Source organism: Congregibacter sp. (genome assembly GCF_965662665.1).
GTDB lineage: Bacteria > Pseudomonadota > Gammaproteobacteria > Pseudomonadales > Halieaceae > Congregibacter.
The window spans coordinates 46,693-70,898 of record NZ_CBFIIF010000009.1; the positions used below are offsets into that span (position 1 = coordinate 46,693).

At 54.7% G+C, this 24,206-nt stretch carries 26 protein-coding genes; 12 read left to right on the plus strand and 14 right to left on the minus strand.

Annotation, left to right across the window (positions count from 1 at the left end; all coding sequences use genetic code 11):
• The first annotated feature begins 368 nt into the window (after window positions 1-368).
• Together ACTG39_RS05745 and ACTG39_RS05750 are read left to right on the plus strand one after the other, a co-directional pair.
• Window positions 369-860: an Lrp/AsnC family transcriptional regulator gene (locus tag ACTG39_RS05745; RefSeq protein WP_439106586.1), complete on the plus strand. Its 492-nt coding sequence runs from the start codon at window positions 369-371 to the stop codon at window positions 858-860.
• A gap of 3 nt (window positions 861-863) precedes the next feature.
• Window positions 864-1,034, plus strand: a complete 171-nt coding sequence (locus ACTG39_RS05750; RefSeq protein ID WP_439106587.1) for a DUF1214 domain-containing protein — start codon at window positions 864-866, stop codon at window positions 1,032-1,034.
• A gap of 36 nt (window positions 1,035-1,070) precedes the next feature.
• Here the strand turns inward: ACTG39_RS05750 and ACTG39_RS05755 are convergent, their stop codons facing one another.
• Window positions 1,071-1,796, minus strand: coding sequence for a hypothetical protein (locus ACTG39_RS05755; RefSeq protein WP_439106588.1), 726 nt, complete (start codon window positions 1,794-1,796; stop codon window positions 1,071-1,073).
• Between the two features lie 722 nt (window positions 1,797-2,518).
• On the opposite strand from ACTG39_RS05755, the gene ACTG39_RS05760 reads away from it, so the two are divergent.
• On the plus strand, window positions 2,519-3,373 hold the full coding sequence (locus ACTG39_RS05760; protein WP_439106589.1) for a carbohydrate porin: 855 nt from the start codon (window positions 2,519-2,521) through the stop codon (window positions 3,371-3,373).
• A gap of 96 nt (window positions 3,374-3,469) precedes the next feature.
• On the opposite strand, the gene ACTG39_RS05765 is transcribed toward ACTG39_RS05760, so the two are convergent.
• Window positions 3,470-5,152 carry an aminotransferase class V-fold PLP-dependent enzyme gene (locus ACTG39_RS05765; protein ID WP_439106590.1) on the minus strand — a complete coding sequence of 561 codons (1,683 nt, stop codon included), beginning with the start codon at window positions 5,150-5,152 and terminating at the stop codon, window positions 3,470-3,472.
• A gap of 174 nt (window positions 5,153-5,326) precedes the next feature.
• Here ACTG39_RS05765 and ACTG39_RS05770 point away from each other — a divergent pair, with 174 nt between their 5' ends.
• The 6 genes from ACTG39_RS05770 to ACTG39_RS05795 all read left to right on the plus strand — a co-directional run bounded on the left by ACTG39_RS05770 (window position 5,327) and on the right by ACTG39_RS05795 (window position 10,515).
• Window positions 5,327-5,776 (plus strand): Lrp/AsnC family transcriptional regulator, encoded by a 450-nt coding sequence (locus ACTG39_RS05770; RefSeq protein WP_439106591.1) that lies wholly within the window; start codon window positions 5,327-5,329, stop codon window positions 5,774-5,776.
• 183 nt (window positions 5,777-5,959) lie between these two features.
• Window positions 5,960-6,742 (plus strand): hypothetical protein, encoded by a 783-nt coding sequence (locus tag ACTG39_RS05775; RefSeq protein WP_439106592.1) that lies wholly within the window; start codon window positions 5,960-5,962, stop codon window positions 6,740-6,742.
• A 106-nt stretch (window positions 6,743-6,848) separates the two neighbouring features.
• Entirely contained in the window at window positions 6,849-7,862 is a 1,014-nt protein-coding gene (locus ACTG39_RS05780; RefSeq protein WP_439106593.1) for an LLM class flavin-dependent oxidoreductase, read from the plus strand.
• Entirely contained in the window at window positions 7,859-8,599 is a 741-nt protein-coding gene (locus ACTG39_RS05785) for a hypothetical protein (protein WP_439106594.1), read from the plus strand. The genes ACTG39_RS05780 and ACTG39_RS05785 overlap by 4 nt, the downstream gene beginning before the upstream one ends.
• On the plus strand, window positions 8,596-8,961 hold the full coding sequence (locus ACTG39_RS05790) for a DUF1428 domain-containing protein (protein ID WP_439106595.1): 366 nt from the start codon (window positions 8,596-8,598) through the stop codon (window positions 8,959-8,961). Before ACTG39_RS05785 ends, ACTG39_RS05790 begins: the two co-directional genes overlap by 4 nt.
• A 27-nt stretch (window positions 8,962-8,988) precedes the next feature.
• On the plus strand, window positions 8,989-10,515 hold the full coding sequence (locus ACTG39_RS05795) for an amidase (protein ID WP_439106596.1): 1,527 nt from the start codon (window positions 8,989-8,991) through the stop codon (window positions 10,513-10,515).
• Between the two features lie 37 nt (window positions 10,516-10,552).
• On the opposite strand, the gene ACTG39_RS05800 is transcribed toward ACTG39_RS05795, so the two are convergent.
• Window positions 10,553-12,376, minus strand: a complete 1,824-nt coding sequence (locus ACTG39_RS05800) for a carboxylesterase/lipase family protein (RefSeq protein ID WP_439106597.1) — start codon at window positions 12,374-12,376, stop codon at window positions 10,553-10,555.
• 256 nt (window positions 12,377-12,632) lie between these two features.
• Between ACTG39_RS05800 and ACTG39_RS05805 the strand changes: the two genes are divergently transcribed.
• On the plus strand, window positions 12,633-13,253 hold the full coding sequence (locus ACTG39_RS05805) for an NADPH-dependent FMN reductase (RefSeq protein ID WP_439106598.1): 621 nt from the start codon (window positions 12,633-12,635) through the stop codon (window positions 13,251-13,253).
• Window positions 13,254-13,325: 72 nt separating this feature from the next.
• On the opposite strand, the gene ACTG39_RS05810 is transcribed toward ACTG39_RS05805, so the two are convergent.
• The 4 genes from ACTG39_RS05810 to ACTG39_RS05825 form a co-directional block, all read right to left on the minus strand.
• The gene (locus tag ACTG39_RS05810; RefSeq protein WP_439106599.1) at window positions 13,326-13,982 is read right to left on the minus strand and encodes a thiol:disulfide interchange protein DsbA/DsbL; all 657 of its coding nucleotides are present in this window, start codon (window positions 13,980-13,982) and stop codon (window positions 13,326-13,328) included.
• Between the two features lie 119 nt (window positions 13,983-14,101).
• Entirely contained in the window at window positions 14,102-14,275 is a 174-nt protein-coding gene (locus ACTG39_RS05815) for a hypothetical protein (protein WP_439106600.1), read from the minus strand.
• A 116-nt stretch (window positions 14,276-14,391) separates the two neighbouring features.
• Entirely contained in the window at window positions 14,392-15,033 is a 642-nt protein-coding gene (locus ACTG39_RS05820) for a c-type cytochrome (RefSeq protein WP_439106601.1), read from the minus strand.
• 62 nt (window positions 15,034-15,095) lie between these two features.
• Entirely contained in the window at window positions 15,096-15,392 is a 297-nt protein-coding gene (locus ACTG39_RS05825; protein WP_439106602.1) for a c-type cytochrome, read from the minus strand.
• Window positions 15,393-15,575: 183 nt separating this feature from the next.
• On the opposite strand from ACTG39_RS05825, the gene yihA reads away from it, so the two are divergent.
• A complete protein-coding gene (gene yihA, locus ACTG39_RS05830) occupies window positions 15,576-16,205 on the plus strand; it encodes a ribosome biogenesis GTP-binding protein YihA/YsxC (RefSeq protein WP_439106603.1) in 630 nt (209 codons plus the stop codon).
• A gap of 275 nt (window positions 16,206-16,480) precedes the next feature.
• On the opposite strand, the gene polA is transcribed toward yihA, so the two are convergent.
• Genes polA through ACTG39_RS05855 form a run of 5 tightly spaced genes read right to left on the minus strand, consistent with a single transcriptional unit; the run spans window position 16,481 to window position 22,271 of the window.
• A complete protein-coding gene (gene polA, locus ACTG39_RS05835) occupies window positions 16,481-19,207 on the minus strand; it encodes a DNA polymerase I (RefSeq protein WP_439106604.1) in 2,727 nt (908 codons plus the stop codon).
• A gap of 18 nt (window positions 19,208-19,225) precedes the next feature.
• A complete protein-coding gene (locus ACTG39_RS05840) occupies window positions 19,226-19,888 on the minus strand; it encodes an SCO family protein (RefSeq protein WP_439106605.1) in 663 nt (220 codons plus the stop codon).
• On the minus strand, window positions 19,885-20,808 hold the full coding sequence (gene cyoE / locus ACTG39_RS05845; RefSeq protein ID WP_439106606.1) for a heme o synthase: 924 nt from the start codon (window positions 20,806-20,808) through the stop codon (window positions 19,885-19,887). The genes ACTG39_RS05840 and cyoE overlap by 4 nt, the downstream gene beginning before the upstream one ends.
• Window positions 20,801-21,487 (minus strand): hypothetical protein, encoded by a 687-nt coding sequence (locus ACTG39_RS05850; RefSeq protein ID WP_439106607.1) that lies wholly within the window; start codon window positions 21,485-21,487, stop codon window positions 20,801-20,803. Before ACTG39_RS05850 ends, cyoE begins: the two co-directional genes overlap by 8 nt.
• 4 nt (window positions 21,488-21,491) lie before the next feature.
• On the minus strand, window positions 21,492-22,271 hold the full coding sequence (locus ACTG39_RS05855; protein WP_439106608.1) for an SURF1 family protein: 780 nt from the start codon (window positions 22,269-22,271) through the stop codon (window positions 21,492-21,494).
• Between the two features lie 75 nt (window positions 22,272-22,346).
• Between ACTG39_RS05855 and ACTG39_RS05860 the strand changes: the two genes are divergently transcribed.
• Complete coding sequence (locus ACTG39_RS05860; protein WP_439106609.1) at window positions 22,347-22,604, plus strand: DUF2909 domain-containing protein; 258 nt, start codon at window positions 22,347-22,349, stop codon at window positions 22,602-22,604.
• A 6-nt stretch (window positions 22,605-22,610) separates the two neighbouring features.
• On the opposite strand, the gene ACTG39_RS05865 is transcribed toward ACTG39_RS05860, so the two are convergent.
• Both ACTG39_RS05865 and ACTG39_RS05870 read right to left on the minus strand, forming a co-directional pair.
• Window positions 22,611-23,579, minus strand: coding sequence for a cytochrome c oxidase subunit 3 (locus ACTG39_RS05865; RefSeq protein WP_439106610.1), 969 nt, complete (start codon window positions 23,577-23,579; stop codon window positions 22,611-22,613).
• Window positions 23,580-23,628: 49 nt separating this feature from the next.
• A complete protein-coding gene (locus ACTG39_RS05870) occupies window positions 23,629-24,189 on the minus strand; it encodes a cytochrome c oxidase assembly protein (RefSeq protein ID WP_439106611.1) in 561 nt (186 codons plus the stop codon).
• Window positions 24,190-24,206: the final 17 nt, after the last annotated feature.

Genomic DNA, 24,206 nt, shown 5'->3' on the forward strand with positions numbered 1-24,206 from the left:
ACAAGTGTGGCTAGCAAGTTGAAGCTTATAAGCAGCCCGGGGCTGCTTCGGTATTTTAACAGCGCCAGGCAGCTACGCTGCCAAGCCCGTAAACACTGCAAACCCTCAAACCCAGAGTAGGGAGTGAAGCGAAGGCTGGCGACGTTGCCCGGCAGGCATACCTTGTGAGCGTCGCCGACGCGATCTGAGAGGTAACTCGAAAGCGGCGGGACAACGTTTGCACCAGAGAGACAAAGTATAGGCCTCTTCCCTTAGGGAATTACTGCAAACTAAGGCCTGTATTGGTCATTTTATAGTGAATATCACTTCGATATAATGTATAAATAGCTGAACTATCTATTTAACTGTCAATTAGTGGAGGTCCACCTTTGCCTGCTCCCGAGCTCGATCGCCTTGACCGACGCATTCTCCAGCATTTGCAAGAAGATGCTCGTATCAGCAATCTGGATTTGGCCGCTGCCATTGGGCTATCGCCAACACCCTGCGCCCGTCGGGTAAGACGCTTGGAAGAAAGCGGACTCATTCGAGCCCACGTCACGCTTCTGGATCAGCAACAGCTCGGCCTGAATCTCACGGCGTTTATCAGTATCAGCATGGACCGCCATACCCCTGACCGCTTTGAGGCCTTTGAAGAGGCGGTCAGCGATTACCCCGAAGTTGTCGAATGTAACGTCGTAACCGGCCAAAACTCCGACTATCTCGTGCAGGCTGTGGTGCCTGACATGGCATATTACGAGCGCTTTCTGTTGGGTAAGTTGACGCGAATCCCCGGCGTCACCGGCGTGCATTCAAGCTTTGTCCTGCGACGGGTCATACAGCGCACAGCTCTCCCTCTGGAGCATACGGCTAAGGAGTTATAAGTTTTGCTCTCCGCGAGGCGCAGCGTCTCTCCGGAATCGCCTCTGGGATACGAGAACAACTGGGTACAGACGATCCCCGGTAAGAGCTGGTTTACCATCCTGCGGATGTACAGCCCTCGGCGAGCCTGGATTGATCAGAGCTGGCGGCCCAGCGACATAGCGCCGGCCAACTAAGGCAGTGCGGGACTCACACCTCAGGTAGCCTCACGCCTAGTGTGAACGCTTTATCGCATCCAAGTGCCGGTCAACCACCACCAACAGCTGCTCTATATTAATGAGCACTGCACGCTCGCCTGACTCTCGCGCTGCAATAAGATTCATAAGCTCTCGGTCGCGTCGTAGCACAACCGTGCCGAGCAGCGCGGGATCGGGTGGCGGCGCAACACCAAAGTGACCCAGCACCACCGGAACGCTATAGACCTCGGCGTTGCTCACATCCGCGTGCGTTCTGAGCCACCGGGAAAGGTCCGCGGCGGCAAAATTCCTGAGGTAGATTTCATCATCCTGTAGATCCTCAATCTGGGCGGGCCAGGCGAGTAATTCGGCGCGTAAATCCTGGTCACTGATCAGCTCCAGGCCACCCGCAGCAATGTAAGCACTGAGAGAATTCGTTGTGACATCTGCAGTGACCTGCGGAAGCAATGGGCCCAGAGATTCGTCGCTCACAACCACTTCAGCTCCTTCCTCCACCGAAGCAAGTGTGGCTCTCAGGCGCTCAGTCAACTCAACGTTATATTCGTGCGCACGCCGGACACTTGCCAGGCTCGCGCGCGTCGACTGCAGCTCACTTGCCACGCCGGTAAGCTGCAAGCTGAGTTCATTTTTGCGACTCATGTCGCCCCACCAGGCATCAAGAGCAAAGGCGAGCAGTATGGAGCCAACGATAACCAAGCCTTCTCTCAGACTGGAAAACCAGCTGCCGCTTTTTATCCCCACTGTATTGAGACCCTCTTGTTAAAGTGCATAAGCTTCACGCGAACCAGCTGTTAGTCTGCGACAAAGCGAGCTGCTCAGGAACAAAGCCACACTTACAGCTTACGCTATTGTCTAAACCCATTGCTTTTGCGAGTCCGAGTCCGCGATACAAAGCGCTAACAACTATTACGCGGACAGCTGTTATATTAAAATTTGTAAAAGATCCCCACCGATAAACCCCTGAGGAAGAGGTGCTATGGCTTTTTGGCCTGCAGCTAAAACGCACCACTCAAGTAAGAAATCGATGATCGAAAAAACGCGCTTGAGGCGACGTGCTACCGGAATGCTAGGCGCTCTTATTTGCGTTTCTCTAGTGGCGGCAAATGTAAATAGCGACGCTGCCAAACCCTCGAGCCCATCGTCAGATGGCACCTTAGGCGGCCCCAGTGGCGTTAGCCAGGAACTTGAATCTCAGGGGGATTATCGTGATGAGCTGCTGGAACCCGGGAGTTTCGACGGTCTATTAGAACCTTGGCGCTCGTGGAAACGTGAGCTCAACCAAAAGAATAGAATCAAACTAGGGCTTAACGTATTGATGGCCTATCAACCAGGCATCTGACGACAACGCCGGCGGAGACGACAAGGCAGCAGGGGGTATATACCGCTTTCAGGGCAGCTGGGATGCTTTCTCCAATGAGAGCAGTTCGGGCAAGGTTGAGTTTAGGGTCGAGCACCGATCTCAATTGGGTGGCCTCGTAGCCCCGCAGTCCTTGGGTGGCGGCTACACCGCCACTAATAACACCGGCTTCCCCTACGGCGATAACTTCAAAACCGATCTTGCCATCATTAATTGGAAACAAACCTTCGAAAAAAGCCGCTGGGGTTATGCGGTGGGACGCTTAGCTTTTGACGTGTATCTCGACCCCTCGGCGGTGCAAACGCCCTACGGCGGATTCCTCAATCGGGCCTTCGTTTATAGCCCGGCCCTTGGAACGACGGGGATAGGCGCCCTGGGTGCCGTTGCCAAAGGCTTTGTCACCGACAACGTATGGGTTGGCGCGCAAATTTATGATGCCAATGCCGCTAACGGGGAGTTTGATTTCGACACCATTGAAGAGGGGGAGTTTTTAAAAGCCGTCGAAATCGGCTGGACACCGGAATTTGCCCGTCGCGGCAAGGATCGCGTGCAATTCACCTACTGGGAGAAAGACGAGCGCGAGCTGGCGGGTGTTTCCTCTGGCTCGGGCTGGGCAGCTTCCGCCACCTCACAATGGAACGATAACTTGCTCACCTTCATTCGGGCCGGTGCATCGGATGGTGGTGCTGGTGTCGCGGCGGACGCATCGGCAAGCGCCGGCTTCACCTATCAAGCCTGGGAGCAACGCAGCGTGGCCTTTGGTGTGGGCTGGTCAGAACCTAATGCAGACACCAATGGCGCTGGACTCGATGACGAATGGGTGGTCGAAGCATCCTACAAAATTCAACTGACGCGGCACTTCTCGCTGACACCGGATATCCAGTGGATTACCAATCCCGTTCGCTTACCAGACGAAGACGATCTCTGGATCGTGGGCGTACGCGCTATTCTCACACTGTGAATTAGACTCTGGCTCTAGTGTGAAACGAACCAGCAACGGCGATTTCACCTGCCGGTGTAGTTCGGTCCACCAAAATCCAGCTCCGGAACTTTACTCTTAAGCCCTGCATCCAGCAGGGGTTCGCCATTGATACTCTCCAGCACCCAGCTCCTGCGGCAGCACAAACCACCGAAGTTTTTCCGCAGACGGATTGAGTAGTAGTTCGGCGGGAACCCGCTTCCGATCTACACGAAGAAGCTCTCTCCGAGCCGCGGCTAAGAGGTCATCGAATGCCAGGGGGACACTCAAATCTGCCTCTGGGACAGTTTCAAGAAAATTGTACTGGCTGATATCCGCCGGCAGGTTCATAGCCTGACCCTGATAACGCCAAACACCCAGCGCTTCGTCAAAGTAATAGTAGGGCAGCATGCGCCAGCCGTGCTCGCCAACCAAGGCAATAGCATTCAACAAATACTGGAACTCCGCTTCATCGATGAAGTAGTTGAAGTTAAGTCGTACCCAGCCGGGTCTCAGGATCATGGCGCCGCCTTGAATTTCGGCCTCGATAGCTCGGCTGTAATCCATGTCCATATCGAGCAGGCTGTGCCCGTAAGGCCCGGCACAGGAGCATCCACCGCGAGCCTGTATTCCAAACAGATCATTGAGTAAGGACACAACAAAACCATAGTGGAGGTCTTTATCTCCATGCATTAAGCGCAGAGACATAATGGACAAGCGGGGGGTATCGGCAGCGCCCAGAATCTCAATATTCGGACAATCCCTAAAAAACCTTACAGCACGCTCCATGAAGTCCGCTTCACGACGCTCTATTTCTTGGGTTCCCACTGCCTGCTGAAGCTTGAATACCAGCCCCGCGCGGATCGACTCCACAATCGCAGGAGTGCCCCCTTCCTCTCGTCGTTCATGATCCTCGGTGTAACAATGATCCTCGGGGGTTACGTACTTCACGGTACCGCCACCGACGACTGCAGGAACTGAGTTAGTGAGAATTTGCTGCTTTGCCACCAAAACCCCCGGTGTTCCGGGGCCGCCCACAAATTTGTGAGGAGAAATAAATACCGCGTCGATGGCTGGGGACCCGCTCATATCGATGCCGACATAAGGCGCCGCCGCTGCATAGTCCCAGAACGACAGGGCGCCATGGTCTTTCAGCATATGCGTCACCGCGTTGATGTCAGTCTTTATACCGGTGACATTGGAGGCCGCCGAGAAACTCCCAATCTTTAGGGGTCGCTCGCCGTACTCCTTCAACTTGTGCTCTAGCGTTTTCAGACACAACTGACCCGCCTCGGTGAGCGGAATAGATTCAACATCCGCGATGGACTCACGCCAGGGCAACTCGTTGGAGTGATGCTCGTAAGGTCCAATGAAAACCACTGGCCGCTCGCCTGCGGGAATCTGCTCACTCAGATGGAAACGGTCATCGAGATCCCGTGGCAGACGCATCTGCAATATGTCCATCATCTTATTGATCGCGGCGGTAGCGCCAGGGCCGCAAAAGATCACCTGATCATCGGTTCCTGCATTTACCGCCTTACGGATTTCGTCCCGCGCCTGCTCGCGCAATGCCGTGGTCTGGGCGCCGGTAAAGGAGGTCTCGGTATGCGTATTGGCATACCACGGCAGCACCTGCGATCGGATGTAATCCTCAATGAACGTCAGCGAACGACCGGACGCCGTGTAATCCGCATAAATCAGAGGCTTAAGTCCAAAGGGCGTGCTGATTGGCTGGCGCGCACCAATGACAGAGTTTCTGATCTTGTTAATGAGCGGGTTCATTGTCGCAGTCCTTAGATAACTGCGAAAAATAGTATCCTGATCAAGGAGAAAATTGGTGCCTATATAGAGCGCTATATCGCTTAAAAATGACAAAATGTTCTACAATAATTCTTTTTATTGGGATATTGTTTCAAAAAGCTCTATCCTGCGGGCACTGGCTTAGGACCACTGGAAATGGACAGAATTGATAGTTTGCTTCTAACGCGGCTCCAAAAAGACGCGTCTGTATCGGTGGGAGACCTTGCAGATCAGGTAGGGGTTTCCAAGTCCGCCTGCTGGAGACGCATTCAAAAGCTGGAAGAGTCGGGGGTTATTCGCGGGCGTGTCACTTTGCTGGACCCTGTGGCTCTGGGGCTAACTCTCACCGTTTTTGTCTCTGTACGGACCAACCAGCACAACCTTGAGTGGGCCACACAGTTCCGAGAAGTTGTAGAAGAGATCCCGGGAGTAATGGAGGTACATCGTTTAGGTGGCGACGTCGACTATCTCATCAAAGCTGTGGTCCCAGACATGCCGGGTTATGACGCCCTCTATCAACAGCTGATCAAGGCAGATCTATTCGATGTCACTGCCAGCTTCGTCATGGAGACCATTAAACAGACCTCCGAGCTTCCCCTAAACTGAGCTATGCAAGAACATATAACTGGAGTCATCATTCGGCTATATGTTTTGATGACAAATTCAGGAAGTGACAAGGCATTCGCTTAATGGCTACCAGAGCATGTTGAAATTCGCCACAGCTAGCCGTTGCTTGAGCGCGGGGTTACAGCTATCCATTCTTGCTCTTTCGCTGGTTGTAGGACTCCTGTGCTCCGCAACAAGCGCTCAAGCCGCAGATTCATTGTTGCGCCACGCTTCCTGCTGATCAATCAACAGCGTGCCTGGTCCAGCTTACTCGACGTAGTGGAGATATCCCCCGATGGAGAGGCGACCTTTCGACAGCGTCTTTGGGGAGATTTCTCACAACCGCTGCGCCTGGATGACTTCCCCTTCGACGCCCATACCTTTTCGATCCCGACTCTGGCGCTTTACCCGGATGGCGGGCCAGTCCCCATGGCGCTTGACACCGAAGCAAGCTCTTTAATATCCAGTGAGTTGTCCGTGGCGGATTGGGAGATCACGCAGTGGACTGCAGAGGCCAGTGAGATACAGCTCACTCCCGGCGACGCGGGCCCGGGATTTGTTTTTTCCTTTCACGCAAAACGCTACTACGACCACCACGTCATTAAGTTCATTATTCCTCTGGTGCTGATCGTGATGATGTCCTGGATCGTCTTCTGGATGGACCCCAAGGAAAGTGGCAGCCAGCTCAGCGTCGCTGTCACCGCAGCGCTAACGCTCATCGCGTATCACATTGCACTGTCAGGCAAGCTACCCGACATTCCCTATCTAACGCGTATGGACCTGTTCCTGTTCGGCTCGACTATGTTGGTGTTTTTGGCGCTCCTCGAAGTGGTGATCACATCGCGGCTGGCTCAAAGTCGAACCGATACTCTTGCCTACAGTATCGACGGCGTGTGCAGGTTTGTTTTTCCCTTAGCTTACGTGCTGATAGCCGTATTCACTCTGAGAATTGGCGGTCTAAGTTGACAGTCCTACAGCCCTAGCTTTCTCTGGCTTTGAGACCCACTGCTGATTAAACAGGCCGGGGCACAATCTTCCTGACCTGTGGCCACGCCTGCGCTAGACTCCATGCATGACTAAACTTTCTGTACTCGACCTTGCCAACATCGGCGAAGGCTTTACTCCCGCAGATGCGCTTGCCAACGCTCTCGACCTGGCACAGCACGCGGAGGCAGCGGGCTATCATCGTTTTTGGCTTGCCGAGCATCACAATCTGGATGGCATTGCCAGCGCCGCCACGGCGGTGTGCATCGGTCATGTTGCCGGTGGCACCAACACCATTCGGGTAGGTGCGGGCGGCGTGATGCTGCCCAATCATTCGCCGTTGGTGATTGCAGAACAATTCGGCACCCTCGCGACCCTGTATCCGGATCGCATCGATCTCGGCCTTGGCCGCGCGCCGGGCACAGATCAAAACACCATGCGCGCAATGCGTCGCAGTGCGAACTCATCGGATCAATTTCCCCAGGACGTATTGGAATTACAGGCCTTGCTGGGCCCGCCGCAAGAAGGTCAATCTTTGCATGCCATACCCGGCGAAAACACAAACGTGCCGCTATGGATACTCGGGTCCAGCCTCTTTGGCGCACAGCTCGCCGCCATGCTGGGACTGCCCTATGCTTTTGCTTCGCATTTCGCACCGCAGGCGCTGCACCAGGCTATAAAGATCTACCGCGAGCGCTTCGAACCGTCCGCGCAACTTGCCAAACCCCAGGTGATGGTGAGTTGCAACGCCATCGTTGCCGACACTGATGACGAGGCAAGGCGGCTATTCACCTCATCGCAGCAAACCTTCACCCGCATGGTGCGAGGGGGCAGAGGCAAACTTCCACCGCCCATCGACGACATCGAAACCTTCTGGTCGAGCGCCGAGAAAGCACAGGTTTCGTCGATGCTGGCTTGCTCATTTTATGGATCTCCGAAAACGATTCGCGCAAAAATCCAGCCCTTGGTCGAGGCAACGCTTGCTGACGAGCTTATGGTCTCGGCAGCAATCTGGGATCACAGTGCAAGGGTGCGCTCCTATGAGCTACTCGCTCAAGCGATGGGTCAAGCGGCTGAACCGGCGGTACTCAAATCCGCGTGAGCAAATCAGAGCCCATCAAGTGGCCAAAGCTATTAGCGGAATCAGCCGCGATTGTCGCCAGCATTCTCCTTGCGTTTGCCATTGATGCCTGGTGGGACGAGCGCAAAGAACGGCGCTACGAGCAAGACACTTTGCTGGGACTCAAGGCAGAGTATGACGAACATTACAAAGACATTAGCTGGCAGATAGACTTTCACGAACAGCTTCTTGGGGGTATCGCCACATTGCTCCGAGCTTGCTCTGTGGGCAGCTATGAAGAGGCAGGAGTAAGCATCGACGACGCCGTGTGGGCCTCCCTGGTACCGGTGACTACGGATCTTGGGTCCAGCGTTCGCGATTCCCTGATCAACTCTGGACGAATCGAAATCATCAGCAACGTTGAACTGCGTAAGAAGCTCGCCGACTGGGACAGATATCTTGACGAGCTAACAGATACTCAGTTGGATAGCGCTGATCTCGTAAGAAACCAACTCCTGCCCTACTACGCGAAGCACGGAATAGGGTTAGCCCATGGCAATACCGACAAGGGCGGCACTCCCTGGCCCATAGCAACAAAGCCCTCAAACCCGAACTCCGAGGCTTTCACCCTGCTATTCAAAGATCGGGCCTACTGTACGACCCTTGAGTATCGCTATGCCAACATGAACCATACGCTGGACGAGTACCGGTACGTCCTGGAGGCCATTGAAGAAATACAAGGTTTGCTCGAAGAGCCAGAGTTAGGGAAAAGCCCATGAGCTATATCGACGGTTATCTAATCGCAGTGCCTACTGCAAACAAACAAGCTTATATCGATTACGCGCAATCCAGCGACAGCATCTTTGTCGAAATGGGGGCCACGCGCGTCGTTCAGTGCTGGGGTGACGATGTCCCCGAGGGAAGCGTGACGGATATGCGAAAAGCGGTTCACGCGGAAGCAGAAGAATCCATCGTGTTCGCCTGGGTCGAGTGGCCAGACAAAGACACGCGTGAAACCGCAATGGCGACGATGATGGCGGACGATTTTCAGGACGATCGATTGAATACTGAAAAGAACCCGATGCCCTTCGATGGTAGCCGACTTATCTATGGCGGCTTTCAGCAGATTGTTGAACTGTAGGCTCGATATTTCCAAAGAGGCACTACCATGAAACGACGACAGTTTTTAGCCCGTAGTGCGAGCCTCTTTGCTTTAACAGCCCAGCCCGGCAAGGTATTTGCCCAGTCCTTCGCAGCGAGTCTTCCCGCGCAAATCACAGACCTTGGTGCCACTGAACTTTCTTTGGCGATACGTATGAAGCTGCTGAGCTGTGAAGAAGTCATGGCGGCGTATCTAAAGCACATTCATCGTTACAACCCGACTTACAATGCGATTGTCGCGCTCCAGGAGGACGATCTACTGTTGGAGGCAGCACGGACCGCAGACCAAGAACTCGCTCAGCACATTTATCACGGATGGATGCACGGTATGCCCCACGCGATAAAAGATCTGGAAGCGGTAAAAGGGCTACCCGTGAGCTATGGCTCCCCGCTGTTTGAGGACTATATCGCCGAGGCAGATGACCCTCTTCCAGCCAGCATCCGCCGCGCCGGTGCTATTTTTATCGGTAAAACCAATACACCTGAATTTGGACTCGGTTCGCAATCTTACAACCCGGTTTATGGCTCAACCGGAAGCGCCTGGAACCCGGATCTCACTGCCGGGGGCTCCAGCGGCGGCGCAGCCTCCGGTTTAGGCACCCATATGCTACCGGTAGCAGACGGCAGCGACATGATGGGGTCTCTTCGCAATCCGGGTGCGTTTAACAATGTCATCGGGTTTAGGCCCAGTGCTGGTTTAATGGGAAGCGGCAATGCCTTTACTCGCGACCTCGCCACGGTGGGACCCATGGGACGGAACACGCGCGACACCGTGCGATTGCTCAATACCATCATGCCAAAGCCCGGGCTCGATGCACCCCAGGCTCTGTGGTCCGCTGCAGAAAACGTAGCAGCGCCGGCTCGTCTGAGGTTCAAGGATCTTAAGCTAGCTTGGTTAGGTGACTTCGATGGCTATCTCGCTATGGAGTCTGGCGTTCTCCCCTTGTGTGAGTCTGCGCTTTCAAAGGTTAGTGATGCGGGGGCTACTATCGAGAAGGTAACCCCCCGGTTCGATATGGCTGATCTCTGGGACTGTTGGTTGACGCTTCGCAATCTGTCGCGCGTGGGTATGCGGGAGTGGTACGAGGATCCAGAAAAGCGGCCACTCCTTAAACCCGAACTGCAATGGGAGATCGAGCAGTCCTATACATTGAGCGCCGAAGACATCAGCAGGGCCAAGGCAACGCGGTCGCGCTGGTATACCGAACTCCAACGCTTGTTTGAAGCTTACGATTTTATTCTACTGCCGAGTGCGCAGGTCTTTCCCTTCGACAAGAATGTGCATTGGCCCACGACAGTTGGTGGTCGCACAATGGATACCTACCATCGTTGGATGGAAGTCGTGATCCCCGGCAGCATTCCCGGACTGCCCGTTGCAAACCTACCCGCAGGTTTTGATAGCCAAAGGCGGCCCATGGGTATTCAGGTGATGGGACCTTACGGCGACGACGCTAAAGTACTTGGCTTCGCTGCCGCCTACGAGGGCATCACTGACTTTCTTGCCCAGCGTCCGGTACTTGTTGAGCGTTCATAGCGGCACTTCACCACGACGAATGCGCAGGCTATTAGCCTTAGCGAGACAATCCTGCCAATGGCCAGGACGGAATCTGGGCACAACCCAAGGCCCGATACTCCCGGGTGTCAAACTGTTCGCTCAAGCCGTTGTTATCCAAAAACAAATCGACATAAAGCGCGCAGCGCAAACGCTCGGGTAATGCGTCTTCATTCGCAAGACGCTCCTTAACATCGTCTACAGTGATCGTAATCTGCTGTGAACGCACGCCTCCGTCCTCTTCACCATCAAGTAACATCAGATTGGGCTGATCAATGCTCCAACCCGGCCATGCCGGTTGCGCAGCGCTTCTGCCGCTACCCGGGCGACCGCTGTAAGCAAAGCCCGCCCAGTAATCGCGCATGGTGCGTCCCAGGGCCTCGCGTTCGTCACGATTGCCCGCATAAAAAACGCCGGGCACCACGCGGCTAATTAAAGGGCCAAACAAAAAGTCCAACTCCAAGGCGTGGGTCGCGCCCAGAAGCTCTGGCAGATCCACAAGCCAGTTTTTGCGCATGTCATCCCAGTCAAAGCGATAGGCGAATAACTGTGTGTTTGGGCTGCTTTGACTGATCAGCGATAGCGGTAGATCAACACCCGCGGCTTTCCATGCGTCACTGTGATATCGATTGAGAAGCTCGTAGCGCTCCGGGTCATCCACCTGCGGAATAACGCCCAAAAGATTCGTGGTGTGACGACCCGATAGCGCAAGAAACAGCTTCATCTCATCCAGATTTCCGCCGATCATCAAAGGCATCTCGTTCCAACGAGAGGGATCGCTGAATATCTGAGTAGGCGGCTCTTCGGGCAACACCACACCATCGCGAAACAAGGCAGGCGCCCGATACATACCCGCTGGCGTGTACAGAGGTGCCATAACTTCATCGATGCTCAATCCTCTAAAGTAGCTAGCGAGTTCTGCAGCGGGAATCTGCTCAAGTCGCGCCGCGCCTCCCGGAGCGGCTTCCTGTTCGAGCCAGGCAAGCGCTAAGGCATGGGAGCCATTAGGGTGTCCGGGTTGCGGATCGTCTGCGGGGTCTTCGGCGCGTGCACGGGTAAATGTTCCGGGAAAGCCGCTTTGAATGATGGCGCCATGAAAAAGATTCGCCGCCAATGGCGAGGCCAATAAGCCATAGATGTTGCGCCCGCCGGCGGATTCTCCGAACACCGTCACCCGGGAGGGATCACCGCCAAAATTTTCGATGTTGTCTTGGACCCATTCAAGCGCAGCAATCATATCGAGGAGCGCGAAGTTTCCTGAGGCATCCTCCGGTGTAGCGCCTTCGCGCAAGGCCGCGTGACTGAACCAACCCAAGGCACCCAAACGATAATTAAGGGTAACCATAAGCACACCCTGCTCCTGCACAAAGGATGAGCTTTCATAAGGGATCGCCGAACCAATGGTATTGCCACCCCCGTGTATAAAGATCATCACCGGCAAGGCTGCGTTAGCAGTAACGCCGCCGGGAGCAAATACATTGAGTGACAGACAGTCTTCGCTGCCAATTAGAGTCCCGGGCTCGGCAGTAGACGCAGACAAGCGGCTGGCGAACTGGGGACACACGTCGCCAAAAGCCAGGCTCTCTCTAGCCCTTAGCCACGCCTGGGGTGGAACAGGGGCGCGCCAGCGTCGTTCACCGCCAGTCGGTGCAGCATAGGGTATGCCAAGCCAAACCTGAGCTCCCGCGGCACTAATACCGCCTAGCACGGGGCCGCTGACCGTCTCCCGCAGCGTGCTCATATCAGCCATCACAGTGAGCGAGCTGTCGTCTGTGTCCTGACGACTCATAAACAGTCCACCCACTACCAGGGCCAGACCGGTAAGCAAAATAAACCAGCGCATTGGATGCTCCTCCTGAGCGCTACTGTAACGCTAGCCGGACTGACTGAGAACAGAGGTTTTTCGAACAAGCAGTCTTTAGGCGCGAAAACGAATACGTACAGACCGCTGAACCCTCGTGCCAGTGGGTCGAGGGAGAAAAATCTAACTGCCGTGTAAGTCTCCGTGGCAGTGAGACGACTGCATGCGCTACTCTTAAAGCTGTAGAGCGTATTGCACACTTCAAGCCCTTAGACGTTATCCACGGAGCCCCGGCACCATGAAAATAGGCATCATCAGCGGTAGTCATCGCAACGACTCCCAAAGTGAAAAAGTCGCTCGTTATGCAACAGCGCAGTTAGAGAGCCATGGGCTTTGCGATGAAACCTATGTGTTCTCGCTTGCAGACAATCCTCTGCCGTTTTGGGACGAAGGTCTTTGGACTGGGGATCCAAAGTGGGAAGAGGCAATAGGGGAACTACGAGGAGAGCTGAACAGCTGCGATGGCTTTATCGTTGTGACCCCCGAATGGCACGGCATGGTTCCAGCAGGGCTTAAGAATCTGTTTCTGTTGTTTCCCGGTAGCGGCGAGTTGGCTCACAAGCCCGCTTTGATCATTTCCGTGTCCGGGGGAGCCGGAGGTGGTGCCTACCCCGTCGCCGAACTGCGCATGAGCAGCTATAAAAACAGCAGGATCTGCTACTTGCCTGAGCACTTAATCGTGCGTAATGCCGGCCAGGTGTTTAATGAAGACAGTACCGAAAACGACGACCATCAGCACGACTACCTGCACGCACGCCTGACTTATTGTCTGGAGATGCTCTCGGAATACACCCGGGCGTTTCAACAAATCAGAGCGAGCGGCAAGACATCCCTGGATGTGTACACAAACGGGATGTGATCTGCGTCTCGAAAGAGACTATGAGGGCTATGCGGGCAAGGACCCCGCCGCAAAGTGCGGCGGGAGAACTCTTTAGGAACCAGTACTCGCCATCTGCATGGCGCGTTCTTTCTCGATAAGGAAATCAGCAATCTTTAGCATGTTTGCCTGGCCACCCGCTTTGCGAGTAGTGATGCGATACTTTCCGGCAACCATGAGTTCTGGTGTACCTGTGATCTTTGCGGCGCGGGCTCGTGCATTGGCCTGGCGCGTCTGGCTGCCAACGCCAAAGGAGTTGTAAGCCTTGGAAAAGTCCTCTGCTGACACTCCGTTCGCTTCGAACAGATCAGCGAGCTCGCTTTCACTGGCCAGACGCTTGCGATCGACGTTCAGGGCCTGAAAGAGCGGCATGTGCATTGTGTCGAGCACACCCAATGCCTCTGCCGCATAAAATGCCTTAGCGTGTATCTCCATCGGCGCATTCCACATTGCGGGAGAGCCTTTTACGACGACATCATCGGCCAGGCCTTTTTTCCACTGCGCAAGCTGAGGCTCAAAGTTGTAGCAATGACCACAGCCGTACCAGAAAAACTCTGTGACCTCGATTTTGTCTGAGCTGCCGCGAATAGCCGGGGAAATGACATCGTAATGCTCGCCAGCCACATAGTTTCCGTCCTGAGCTTGCGCCGTTAGTGCGGCGAGCTGCAACGCAATCGTGGCAAAAGCTGCGATACAAATACGCTTGTACATGGTGTTCTCCAGATTTCTTTGTTGATTACACAATCGGACAGGCATCCTAACGAAAAGTTCGCTGTTTTGGCACTGTGCCGAGGCAAAGGAATTCAGTTTAACTGGACCATTGAGGGACATCACTGTGCAGTGGCCGCGCTGATACTCGCTACCGCTAAGCCGGTAACGTCAAAACAAGAGACCAATCCCGCAGGCTCATCGCATCCCCGCGCCATGGCAGCCGGCGAAACTCCGGGGTAAAGCGCGGCGCTAATCTCAGCCGCCAAACTCGTAGTAAAACCATCAGCTTTCATGCCGTACTCCTCTGCCACAGAAACAGCGCGTTTGTAATACAGGCTTTGATGCCACAACGAAAAACGGCCCGCAAATGCGAGCCGTTACCGAGTATGCTTTTGCCGAATAGTTCGCGCTATTGCAGACCCGACACGTAGGCTGACACCGCCTGTATTTCCATATCGGACAGACCAAATGCGTTGCTGCGCATAATCTTGATATCCCCGTCCGTTACACGCCCGGTAGGATCTTCGTACCCCTTGCGATACGCCTTCAACTGCGCGGATACATAATCCGCGTGCTGACCGCCAAGCGCCGGGAAACCAGCAGGCGCATTGCCTGCACCGCGAGCGCCGTGGCAGGCGATACAGGCCGCTACGTTACGATCAGCAACTCCTGCGCGATAAACCTTCTCGCCCAGAGCAATCAGCTCAGGGTTCGCTTTTTCAACGCCGCGAGGCTTACTGCTATAAAAAGCCGCGATGTCGGCGAGATCCTGATCGGACATATTGTCGACCTGACCCGCCATTTGAGCCACGGGACGCAAGCCGTCACGGATGTGCTGCGTCTGCTGCAAAATGTACTTTTCGCCCAGACCCGCGAGCTTGGGAAACATGGGAACCATGCTATTGCCATCGGCACCATGACAGGCACCACAGGCCACCGCCTTTTGCTCGCCGGCAGCGGGATCACCCTTGAGAATGTCGGCGGCCTGCACATTCGCTGTGCCGACAATAGCGCCTAATACCAAGGCATTTAAGATGAGCAGCTTTTTCATAAAAGACTCTTTATTACCGATTGTTCCTAACATCAGGATACTTACTCTTGATTGCCAGCTTGTTACTCGGCCGGCGCAGCCATGTACTTGATGAGTTCCATGTACTCTTCATCTGAGCAGTCAAAGCACATGCCCATAGGTGGCATAGCATTCAGACCGTTCTTTACAGAGGCCATCAACGCGTCCATACCTTTCGCCAGTCGTGGCTCCCAGGCTGCAGCGTCACCTGTCTTAGGCGCGCCGGCAACACCAGCGGCGTGGCATACGGCACAGCTCTTGCCATACTTTTCCATGTTGGGCTCTGCTTGAGCAGCCATCGCAAATACCGCTACCGCAGCGGCCAAAATGACTTTCTTCACGGTAAACACCTCCAAATGGTCAAAGTCGGTCGTCTGTCTTGAGTGACAGCTCACCACACCCAAAGTGACAAGCTCTCAAAATAGTCGACCCATAATTCCTGCCCCCCATGAGAAGGGCGCGCTATTATACTCAAGATGGATACCCCAACAAATCACCAAAGTGAGCAACTTTTGGACGAACAGGTGAGTAAACCCGTTTATCGCAAGGCGGAGTTCCTCACCAGTGCCGCCAAAGTAAGCCAATGCCCCGATGATGATGGCTGGGAAGTCGCATTCGCCGGGCGCTCAAACGCCGGTAAAAGCAGCGCCATTAATAGTCTGACGCAAAATCACAAGTTGGCACGGACATCCAAAACACCTGGTCGCACCCAGTTGATCAACTTTTTTACCGTTGGTGAGCAACAGCGCATCGTCGATCTGCCGGGCTATGGGTATGCCAAAGTACCGCAAAAACTCAAACAAGACTGGAACAGGCAGATGGAAGCCTATCTGCGCGAGCGTCAAAGTCTCCGCGGGCTCATACTATTATCGGATTGCCGACACCCCCTGCAACCATTCGATCAGCAGATGCTGGGCTGGGCGGCTCAGGCGGACATGCCGGTACACATGCTCCTGACCAAGTGCGACAAGTTGTCCAAAGGCGCAGGCAAGCAAACACTGCTCAAGGTTCGGGGTAAAGTCGCCCATCTTGGGGACCTGGTCAGTTGCCAGCTATTCTCGGCGCTTAAGCACCAGGGGCATGGGGAGCTTATCGCGGTCCTGGATAGCTGGCTGACGGATACATCCGTGTTTGATGACGACGCCGACGAATAAGCCTTAGCTGCGCAAAAACACCTGCGAAACTCCCACAAACCATCAGGACAGAAGTGTGCACTTTAGGGGTTTTCGAAGCTTTTAGCCGAATTTTGGGCAAAAAAAGCCCGGTTGCTGAATGAGGAGAAAGGCAACCGGGCAGTCAGGGTCTTTCAGGGGAATCGGGCGATGGAAACCATGCTAACCACCGTCCTGGTGACCATGCACTTCACTTCATAGTCACAGTAACTTTGAGGGCCTAATGTGACAGAAGTTCCATCCGTCAGGAAAAAGTTTTAGTGGGCTTCGTCCCAGTTGGCGCCGCGACCCGCTTCCACCAGTAAAGGTACTGCAAGATCTGCAGCCGCGGACATCCGGCGGCACAGCTCATCACACACGGGATCGAGCTGAGAGTCTGCCACTTCCAGCACTAATTCGTCGTGAACTTGCATGATCATCCGCGCATCGACGCCATCGTCGGCTAACCACTTATCCACAGAAAGCATGGCTTTCTTAATGATGTCGGCCGCTGTGCCCTGCATGGGGGCATTAATGGCCGTTCGCTCCGCCGCCTGCTGACGCATCTTGTTACGCACGTTTATCTCGGGAAGATAAAGCCGTCGTCCAAACAGCGTTTCGACGTAGCCCTGTTCATGGGCCAGGGCTCGGGTGCTGTCCATGTACTCCCGGACACCCGGATAGCGGTCAAAATAGACATCGATATAGCGCTGCGCTTCGCCACGATCAAGGTGCAACTGGCGGGCCAGCCCAAAGGCGGACATGCCATAGATCAGTCCAAAATTGATCGCCTTGGCTTTGCGCCGCTGATCACCGGATACGGAGTCCAGAGACACCCCAAAGACCTCAGCGGCGGTCGCACTGTGCACGTCCAGATTCTCGCGAAACGCAGCCAGCAAACCCGGGTCTTCCGACAGATGCGCCATGATGCGCAGTTCGATCTGCGAATAATCCGCCGCGACGATCTGGTAACCCTCGGCCGCGATAAACGCCTGGCGAATCCGCCGCCCTTCTTCGGTACGAATAGGAATATTCTGGAGATTGGGATCCGAAGACGACAGACGCCCGGTAGCGGTAACCGCCTGATGGTATGAAGTGTGGATGCGTCCCGTGCTCGAGTTGATCATCCCCGGCAGCTTATCGGTGTAGGTCGACTTCAGTTTTGATAAGCCACGATGCTCGATGAGTAATTTGGGCAAGGGATAATCCAGCGCCAGTTCCTGCAACACCTCTTCGGCGGTAGATGGCGCACCCTTGGGGGTCTTTTTGAGGATTGGCAGCTCCAGCTTCTCAAAAAGTATCTGCCCCAACTGCTTGGGAGAGCCCAGATTGAACACCTGTCCCGCCAGGTTGTGCGCTTCTTCTTCCAGAGCCTGAAGTCGCTGTCCAAGCTCGCGGCTTTGCTCCCAAAGACGCTCTTCATCCAATAGCGCACCGGTGCGCTCCATACGCGAAAGCACCGGCACCAGCGGAAGCTCAATGTCGGTAAAGACGCTTTGTAAACCCGCATTTTCCTGCAGCTTTGGCCACAGGGTCTCGTGCAGGGCCAAAGTCACCTCTGCGTCTTCTGCCGCATAGGGAGCAGCCTGCTCAATACCTACCTGGTCAAAGGTGATTTGCTTGGCGCCCTTGCCGGCGACATCCTCGAAATGCGTCGTGCTGCGACCGAGATACTTCAGTGCCAGGCTATCCATGTCATGGCGTGTACCCGTGGAGTCCAACACATAAGACTCGAGCATGGTGTCAAAAGCGATGCCCTGCATCTGGATGCCATGTCGTGCCAGAACGCTGGCATCGTATTTGAGGTTCTGTCCAAGTTTGGCCTGGGCGGGGTCTTCCAGTATTGGTTTAAGCGCTGCCAACACCATGTCGCGATCAAGTTGTACCGGTGCTCCGGGATAGCTGTGAGCCAGCGGTACGTAGGCCGCTTCGCCACGCTCTACGGCAAAGGAGACGCCGACAATATCGGCTTCCATGTAATTGAGACTGGTTGTTTCGGTATCAAAGGCGAATAACGACGCCGCTGACAAACGGACGATCCACTCATCCAGCGTTGCCTGATCAAACACCGTCACATAGTGCTGTTCTCGGGTGTCGGCCTCCACGGGTGCGTCAGCATCCGCAAGGGCTGCGCCTTCAAGTTCATCAATCCAGCCTTTGAACTCCATCTCGCGAAAAAGCTCAAGCAACGCAGAATTATCCGGCGTGGCGTTAGCGAGGTCCGCATACGCCAGGGGCAGCTCAAGGTCAGTGGCGATTGTCGCAAGCTTGTAGGACAGGTAGGCGTTATCTCGCTCTTTCTCGAGCTTGGCGGCCATGGTCTTGGCCCCGCGGAAGGACAAGGTTTCGACTTGATCAAGGGTCGCATAGATTTCATCCAGCCCGCCAAGTCCCTGGAGCAAACCCAGGGCTGTTTTTTCACCCACGCCCGGAACACCGGGAATGTTATCGACCTTGTCACCCATAAGAGCAAGTAGATCAATGATGAGTTCTGGGGGAATACCAAATTTGTCGACGACACCCTGAGGATCCATGATCGTATCGTTCATGGTGTTCACCAGCGTAACGCGCTCGTTCACCAGCTGGGCCATGTCTTTGTCACCGGTGGATACGATCACCGGACACTTGGCGTCGCTGGCCTGCCGCGCCAGGGTGCCAATAACGTCATCGGCCTCTACCCCTGGCTCGCAGAGCAAAGGCAGCCCCATACCCCGAACAATGTCATGAATAGGTTGAACCTGCTCCCGAAGATCATCGGGCATAGGAGGTCTGTTGGCTTTGTACTCGGGGTAAATATCGTCGCGAAAGGTCTTGCCTTTGGCATCAAACACTACGGCAATCGTGCTCTCGGGATAGTCTTTCTGCAGGCGGCGCAGCATATTGATGACGCCCTTTACCGCACCCGTAGCGGCGCCTTTGGAATTGGTTAGTGGCGGAAGAGCATGATAGGCGCGATAGAGGTAGGACGAGCCATCAACCAGAATCAGGGGCGTCGTATCGCTCATAGCGTTTTTTGACTCATATTAGTGATCCCAGATGTAGCGTGCCGCGCGATAGGTAACTTTCATCTTCGCAAGATCCAGAGGCGCTTTGAAAAAGCCATGATAATGCCCGCGAGGGTTAATCAGGACCACATTGGCACTGTGATCCACCTGATAGTCGTCACCTTGACCGGGGACTTTTCGAAAAGGCGTGTTAAGGGCCGTCGCGAAACGAAACAAATCCAGAAACTCTCCCGTCACGCCGGTAAAGTCCTCATTGAAGTACGGGACGTAGGTCGCCAATTGTTCAACCGTGTCCCGAGCCGGATCCACACTGATCATCACTACCTCGGTGTCTCTAGCTTCAGTACTTTCGAGCTGGCCCACAAACTGATCCAGAAACGCCATGGTAGTAGGGCAGATATCGGGGCAGTAAGTAAAACCAAAAAACACCAGGGTCCACTGGCCTTCCAGTGACGCCGGGGTAAAGGGCTCTCCGCGATGATCAGTGAGGGCAAACTCCCCAAATTCTCTGGGAGGATCCATGAGATACAAGCCATTGGCCTGAAGCTCGCCATCCGACATCAAGCGTGGCTGGCCAATACGGTGGATAAAGCCTGCTACCACAATGAGCATGAACACCAGCACTGCAGCGACGGTCAGAATAACGCCTCGGCGCTGACCCTGTTCGCGGGTAGCCGTCATGCGGGGTAGGCCGGCAGGGGCAGCAGATAATGATCAAGCAACATAATTAGAAAAAGCAGCATGAGATAGGTAATCGAGTATTTAAAAGCATAGATCGGGGCTTTGGGGTTTTTCTCTCGCCATATCTCGATAGACCAATAGAAAAACCGTAGACCGAGCACCACGGCGCCTGCAAGATATAGCCAGTTACTCAAGCGTGTAGCGAAGGGCATAAGCGTAATTAAAAACATGATGATGGTGTAAAGCATGATGTGCAGCTGCGTAAAACGCACCCCATGCGTCACCGGCAGCATGGGAATGTCCACCAGCGCGTACTCTTCGCGACGATGGATCGCCAGGGCCCAGAAATGCGGCGGCGTCCATGCAAAAATAATCAGTACAAGCAGCAAGGCGTGGCCATGTACTTCACCGGTCACCGCAGTCCAACCCAGTAGCGGTGGTGCCGCTCCGGCGAGACCGCCAATAACGATGTTCTGCGGCGTCGCCCGCTTTAAAAACAGCGTGTAAATAAATGCATAGCCCACCAACGAAGCAAAAGTCAGCCAGGCGGTCAGCGCGTTAATCCAAATAAGCAAAATAGCCATACCGGCTACGCCCAGTGCAAGGGCAAAGATGATCGCATTGCGATTACTGACCCGGCCCTTAGCCAGCGGTCGATTACGGGTACGCGCCATGCGCTGATCAATGCGCTGGTCAACAACGTGATTGACCACTGCCGCGGCCGACGCACAAAACGCGATACCCAGGTTACCCAAAATCAGAACATCGAGCGGCACCCACCCCGGCACAGCCATACACATACCAATCCAGGAAGTGAGGATCAGCAAGGCCACTACCCCGGGCTTGGTCAGCTCCTTATAGTCCCGCCAGCTTGCGCGGGCTGCGGGAGCCTCGTCTGAAACACTCGCTGACTCAGCCATTGGAATTCTTCATCAGGAATTTGAGGTCTGAGATAACATCTTTGTAGCTCACCGACCGGTCGTAACGCATCATGACCCATCCCGCGGGGTCCATGACATACCAGCTATCGGGATATTCAGCATACTCAGAAAACATTGTTTCAAAGTTGCCTTCGGACGCATGCCAAAGACTCATGCCCCGCTGCTCTCGCTCAACATAGGCGGAAAAACTGTCTGGCAATGGCCGCTGATCACTGAGCTCTGCCACGTCTAAAGAGATGGCGTCCAAAGGCGCGTCAGTGATCATCAAACGCTGCGCACGGCCCATCTCTTTACCCAGCGCCATATGGATCTGACGGACTTCGTAAAGACGCTGCTCGCAGGCCGCGTCGCAGTTGCCGCCGCGCTGAGGGATCACCAGCGTCCACATGGCAGACTCACCGGTCGCAAATGCCTCACCCGAGGCATCCTGCCACCCGGCTTCCGTTGCCTGTCTTGGCGGCTGCACCAACTGTCCACGGTTTGAAGTGCCTAAAGCGCCCACAAGGTCCAACTGGCCATTGGCCACGAAGTACCACATCCAGCTCGCGGCGAGGACCACGATTACCGGGATCCCAGCAATCAGCAACAAGGTCATGCGTCCGTTGCCGGGTTGAAGCTCCGCTGCGGCGGGCGGTATCTGACTATCTACGCGGTTCACGCGCTCAATACTCCTTACTATCTGTAGGGCCGGAGGATGAAGATTTCCGACCAAGACTTAACACATTACTGCTGCGGAAAATAAAGAACAGCAACAACGCGGCGGCCATGGTAAACCATTGCAGGGCGTAACCCCGGTGTTTTTCCGGTGACACATTGACCACCGGCCAGTCCCGACGAAAACCGGTGGGAGTCTCGGGAGTCAAACGCAGCTCGGTGGCCAGCAAGCTACCCGAAAGCTCCTCGCGCAATAACTTGCGCAACGCCGGCGATGCCACGGTTTGTACCAGCAGGGGCCACTCAAGATCCCCAAACTGATCCTCCGCAAGAAGATAAGGCTCCCCCGGAGGCACGTATGCCGAAGCACTTAGCGTAAGCACGCCTAAAGGCACATCCACCTGGGGAACGCTCCGGCGGGACGCATCGCCCGGTACCCAGCCGCGATTCAGTAAAACGTACTGACCGCTGGGCCGGTCGTAAAAAACCCCGTAAACGTCGTGACCATAGCGTCCGTCACGAATCTGATTGTCCAGCAGTACCACCGCCTCGGGTACGTACTCGCCGGTTACGGTCACCTTGCGATAGGCCCGGTCTTCCGTGGGTAATTGGATTAGCTCCGCCACGCTCACCGCTGCAGCAAGGGTCCGCTGACTTTCCCGCAGCGCGATATCTGACTTTTCTTCGGCGCGATCAAGCTGCCAGAAACCCAGAGCAATAAGCCCGGGAAACAACAGCAGCGTCATGAGCGTCGTGCGCCACTCCAAGTCCAGCTTCAACGCGGCCATGACAGGCATCTCCCATCATCCGACGACCCATGAGCTTCGCTATACTGTGCGTTTGGCTTAATCAAGGTCCAGACCGTGCTGAAATTTCTTATCCTGCTTTTCATGGTAATGCTTGTGGGTAGCCTCGTTAGCGGCGCCTATTTCCTGATGGTTGATCAGGGAGACAAAACAAGCCGCCGCACACTCAATTCACTGGGTGTACGGCTGGGATTGGCTCTAGGTTTAATGAGCTTGATTATCTTTGGTATTGCGACAGGCCAGCTGGGGCATCGCAATCCCTGGGACAACGGCCCAAGCGGGGCCGTTTCACAGGAGTCTGCAGAACAGCAGTGAGCTAGATCAGAGGATGTATACGAAGAGGAAGAGGAATACCCAAACAACGTCTACAAAGTGCCAGTACCAGCTCGACGCCTCAAAACCAAAATGATCAGCAGCGGTAAAGTGCCCGCCCCGAAGTGAACGCATCAGCTGGATAGCCAGCATCGTCATCCCCATAAATACGTGGAATCCGTGGAAGCCCGTCAGCATAAAGAACGTGGAACCATAGATGCCGGAGTTCAAGGTCAGACCAAAGTGAGCGTAAGCTTCGTAGTACTCGGCAATCTGCAAGATCACGAACAGAACGCCCAGGCCAACGGTCGCAGCCAGCCACAGATTAAACTTCTTCTTGTTGTCGTTGAGCAACGCCGTGTGCGCAATGTGCACAGTGACGGAGGAAGACAACAGAATGATGGTGTTCCAGAGAGGCAGCCAGGCATACCAATGGTGGGCTTCTGCAAAAGACATGCTTTGCTTGGCGCTGGCAAAGGAGCCATTGTTCGCAATTAGCTGGTCTGCAGCACCGCCCACAGCTTCCTGAGGCGTCTGCATCATGGGCCAGCTCATCTGGAAACCTTCCCAAAGCAGGTAGTTCATTCGACCACCTTCACCTTCAGCGGCCAACCACGGTCCTGCCAAATTACGCACATAAAACAGTACGCCGAAGAAAGCAGCGAAGAACATCACTTCCGAGAAGATGAACCAGTACATGCCGAGTACGTAGGACTTTTTGAGCTGACCACTGGCCATCCCGGCAATGTTTTCGCGGATCGTGGTGCGAAACCATACAAACAAAGTGGCCGCGAAGACGAACAGACCACAATAAAGAATAGTGGGGGAGGCTTCGCCTGCCTCACCAAAAGTCAGCTGATTAATAAAATTGGCAGCACCGAATACGCTAAGTACGAGTCCGATGGTCGCCATCACAGCAAGTGGGCTTTTCTCCGGTACGTAATACTTTTCGTAATCTGTGGAGGTCTGGCTTGTCATTGAATTTTCTCTCCAGTTTTAAACCGTCGGTCCCCCTGACCGACAGCCGTTAACGTGCAGCGACAGCGCCCTGCGCCATGTCCGTCACGTCAAATAGGGTATAGGACAATGTGATTGTCTTAATATCGCTCGGCAGCTCCCGATCGATGATGAACTGCAGAGGCATCTCTGCCGAACTGCGTCCATCCAGAGGCTGCTGGTTAAAGCAAAAACACTCGGTCTTGTGAAAGTACTCGGCGGCTCGCGATGGCGAAACACTGGGAATCGCCTGAGCAACCATGGCCTGCGGCATTGGATTGCGTGCAAGAAACACCGTGTCGTTCGACGCTCCAGGGTTCACGCGCATCATTGTGCTCGATGGCCGAAATTCCCAGGGCATTCCATCATTGTTTGTGGCAACGAACTGAATGGTGATTTCCCTGCTCTCGTCTACACCCGCCTGCACGGCCGTGTAAACCTGTCCCGAAGTTTTGCCATTGATGCCCAGGGCATCGCAGAGCACGTTGTACAGCGGCACCATCACCACGAAAACAAAAGCAAACATCGCCACCGCTACCGCCACCAGTTTGATGACGGTATCGATGGATGGATTGTTGCTTACACGCATCATGTCGTTGTGGTTACCCG